Here is a 3,065-nt window from a genome sequence, read left to right as displayed (position 1 = left end):
CCGAAAGGAGTTCTTCCTCGAAGACCGCGTCGACGAGACCCGCCGCTTTGGCCTCGTCGGCCGAAATCGGCGTTCCCGAAACGATCATGCCGAGCGCCTTCGCCGCGCCGACCAGGCGCGGCAGGCGCACCGTGCCGCCGCCGCCCGGCAGCAGGCCGAGCTTTACCTCGGGCAGGCCGAGCCTGGCGGCTTGGTCGGCGACGCGGAAATGGCAGCCGAGCGCCAGTTCCAGCCCGCCGCCCAGCGCCGTGCCATGGATGGCGGCGACTGTCGGCTTGGCGATGGTCTCCAGCAGCGCCACGATGGCGCGCAGCTCCGGCTGCTGCACCGGCTTGCCGAATTCGGTGATGTCGGCGCCGGCGACGAAGGTCCGCCCGGCGCAGGCGAGGACGATCGCCGTGACGGAAGCATCGTCGCGCAGGGCGGCCAGCGCCTCGAACAGCGGCTGGCGGACATGGAAGCTCAGCGCGTTGACCGGCGGATTGTCGATCGTGACCACCGCGACGCTGTTGTCCCTAGTGACGCTGACGAAACTGGACAAGCTGAACCTCCCGAAGATCGCTATTCACCGCGGGTTGCGGTTTACAGGGCCAGCCCGCCGATGAGAACCCGATCCGGCTCCTGGCCCAATCGTTGCCCCGCAAGCCCCGGCCCCGCCCGCCAGATTGGCAGGCCCGATACCGCCAGGCAACGCTGGCATGAACGCCGCCAGCGCTGTTACATGAGGGCAGCCTCGGTTATATATATGAGGATAGTCTCAGCTGGAAATATGACGATGGCCTCGGAAAAGGCGCCGCAACCGCGCGCGCCGCAACAGAAAAGAGGGCACGACCGCGTCGCGGCGCTGATGACGGCGGCGGCGGAACTGTTCGTCGAAAGGGGTTTTGACGCCGCCACGATGACCGAGATCGCCGCCAACGCGGGCGCGGCCATCGGCACGCTCTATTTGTTTTTCCCGACCAAGCAGGCGATGGCGCAGGCCATCCTGGAGGCGCATGCGGAAGAGCTGTCGGCCGAGCTCGACGCCTTGCGCGAGCAGACCGAGGCGATGCATGCGGCGACGATCGCCGACCAGCTGTTCGCATTGTTGGGTACGTTCATGGCTACGCACCCCGCCTATTCGGCGCTGCTCGACCTGCCGGGTGACGATCAATGGCGGCGCACGTTGCGCGCCCACCGCCGGGAGCAGATCGCCGCCCTGTTTGCTCAGGCCTATCCGCCCTTGCCGACCGAGCAGGCGGAGCGGCTGGCGGTGATCGTGCCGCAGTTGATGCGCATCCCGCTGAGCCTGGCCGGCGAGACGCGCATGCGCGACGACGTGCTGGACGAATTGCGACTGATGCTGAACAGGCATCTGGAGGCAGGTGAGGGCTAACGCGACGAGGTGCGCTCAGCGAACCGCCTTCTCGCCGCCCGCCGCCGTGATCACCCCGACGATGATCAGTCCGGTCAGCACCAGCCGCACGCCGGCGCTGACGCCGAAGGTGTTGAGCATGGTGAGCAGCAGCACCAGGAACAGGCCGGCGCCCCAGACGCCCGGCACATTGGCCTTGCCGCCTGCCACCGACGTGCCGCCGATGACCACGACCGCGATCGAGGCGAGCAGGTATTCGTTGCCGATGTCGACATTGGCGCCGCGGAAATAGCCGGCGAGCAGCGCGCCGTCTATGCCGCCCAGCGCGCCACAGAGCGTATAGGTGAGGAAACGGACGCGGCCGACATTGACGCCGGCGAGCCAGGCGGCGCGGATGTTCTGGCCGATCGCCAGCACCGAGCGGCCATAGATCATGCGCTGCAGCGCCGTTGCCGCGCCGACGGTGAAGACCACCGTCAGCAGCGCCAGCACCGGTATGCCGAGGATTTGCCAATTGGTGAAGTCGGCGAAGCCCGGCGGCGGCTTGATCTGGAGCCCGCGCCCATAGCTGATATCGATCGACTGGATGATGAAGCTCGCCGACAGCGTCGCGATGATCGGCGGGATCCTCAGCGCCCAGATCAGCAGATAGTTGGCCGCGCCGATCGCCGCGCCGCAGCCAAGCGCGGCAATCAGCCCGACGGCGATCATCGCATCATTGCCGTCCATCACCTTCATCGCCACGGCGCTGGCCAGCCCGATATTGGCCGGCAGCGACAAATCGACATTGCCGGGGCCGAGCGTGATGACGAACATCTGACCGACGCCGACGATGACGGTGAAGACGGCCAGCGACAGTGCCGCCGTGATCATGCCGCCGGCGCCGTAGCCGCCAGTGAAGGCGATGGTCGCCAGCCACACGACGAAAGCGCCGATGAAGGACCAGATCCAGGGTTTGGCGAGCATCGTCCGCAGCGAGGCCATCCTCACCTCTCCTTGCGGCTGATCAGCACCCGCGCCGCCAGCACGATGATCAGGATGGCGCCATTGGCCGCCACCTGCCAGTCGGGCGGGATGTGCATGAAGGTCAAGAGCGGCGAGGCGGCGAGCGCCAGCGTCAGCGCGCCGATGACGGCGCCGATCGGCGACACCCGGCCGCCGACGAACTCGCCGCCGCCGAGGATGACGCCCGCGATCGACAGCAGCGTGTAGCCATTGCCGATATTGGCGTCGGCCGAGGTGGTGATGCCGATCAGCGCCATGCCGGAGAGCACGCCGAACAGGCCGGTCAGCGCGAACAGCACGATCTTCGTCCGAAGCAGCGACCAGCCGGCGCGCCTAAGCGCCGCCGCATTGCCGCCGGAGCCGCGCAGTATGACGCCGTAGGAGGTGCGCATCAGCCCGATATGCACCACCGCCGCGATCACCAGCGCGGCGATGATCGGGAACGGAATGAGGGGCGGTTTGAAGGCCATCAGCGACAGCAGCCAGTCGGGCGCCTTGCCGCCTGGCTTCGGCAGGACGAGGATGGCAAGGCCTTGCCAGACGAAGCTCATGCCGAGCGTCACCACGATCGACGGCAGGTTGCGCAGGTGGATCAGCGCGCCAAGCAGCGCGTAGACGCCGATTGAGCCGAGCAGCACCGCGATGCCGACGAGCGGCGCATCCTTCAGCCAGGTCGCGGTGACGCAGCCGACGAAGCCGACGAAGG

Annotated in this window: 4 protein-coding genes; 1 reads left to right on the top strand and 3 read right to left on the bottom strand. The window is 67.6% G+C overall.

Features of this window, described 5'->3' with window-relative positions:
- On the bottom strand, positions 1-541 hold a 541-nt coding region (locus EN780_RS30960; RefSeq protein ID WP_133372792.1), incomplete at its 3' end, for an enoyl-CoA hydratase/isomerase family protein.
- Positions 542-775: 234 nt separating this feature from the next.
- Here EN780_RS30960 and EN780_RS30955 point away from each other — a divergent pair.
- Positions 776-1,375 (top strand): TetR/AcrR family transcriptional regulator, encoded by a 600-nt coding sequence (locus tag EN780_RS30955; RefSeq protein ID WP_189340259.1) that lies wholly within the window; start codon positions 776-778, stop codon positions 1,373-1,375.
- A gap of 15 nt (positions 1,376-1,390) precedes the next feature.
- On the opposite strand, the gene EN780_RS30950 is transcribed toward EN780_RS30955, so the two are convergent.
- Positions 1,391-2,338 carry an ABC transporter permease gene (locus tag EN780_RS30950; RefSeq protein ID WP_127309180.1) on the bottom strand — a complete coding sequence of 316 codons (948 nt, stop codon included), beginning with the start codon at positions 2,336-2,338 and terminating at the stop codon, positions 1,391-1,393.
- A gap of 2 nt (positions 2,339-2,340) precedes the next feature.
- The coding region (locus EN780_RS30945; RefSeq protein WP_133372791.1) for an ABC transporter permease at positions 2,341-3,065 on the bottom strand (725 nt) is incomplete at its 5' end.

Source organism: Mesorhizobium sp. M4B.F.Ca.ET.089.01.1.1 (genome assembly GCF_004022605.1).
Taxonomy (GTDB): Bacteria; Pseudomonadota; Alphaproteobacteria; order Rhizobiales; family Rhizobiaceae; genus Mesorhizobium; species Mesorhizobium abyssinicae.
The sequence above is the reverse complement of the archived record's forward strand: the minus strand, read 5'-3'. Positions and strand labels throughout refer to the sequence as shown.

Excerpts from the sequence above, each read along its gene's own strand:
- EN780_RS30955 (WP_189340259.1), top strand. The coding sequence starts at position 776 with ATGGCCTCGGAAAAGGCGCCGCAACCGCGCGCGCCGCAACAGAAAAGA.
- EN780_RS30950 (WP_127309180.1), bottom strand. The coding sequence starts at position 2,338 with ATGGCCTCGCTGCGGACGATGCTCGCCAAACCCTGGATCTGGTCCTTC.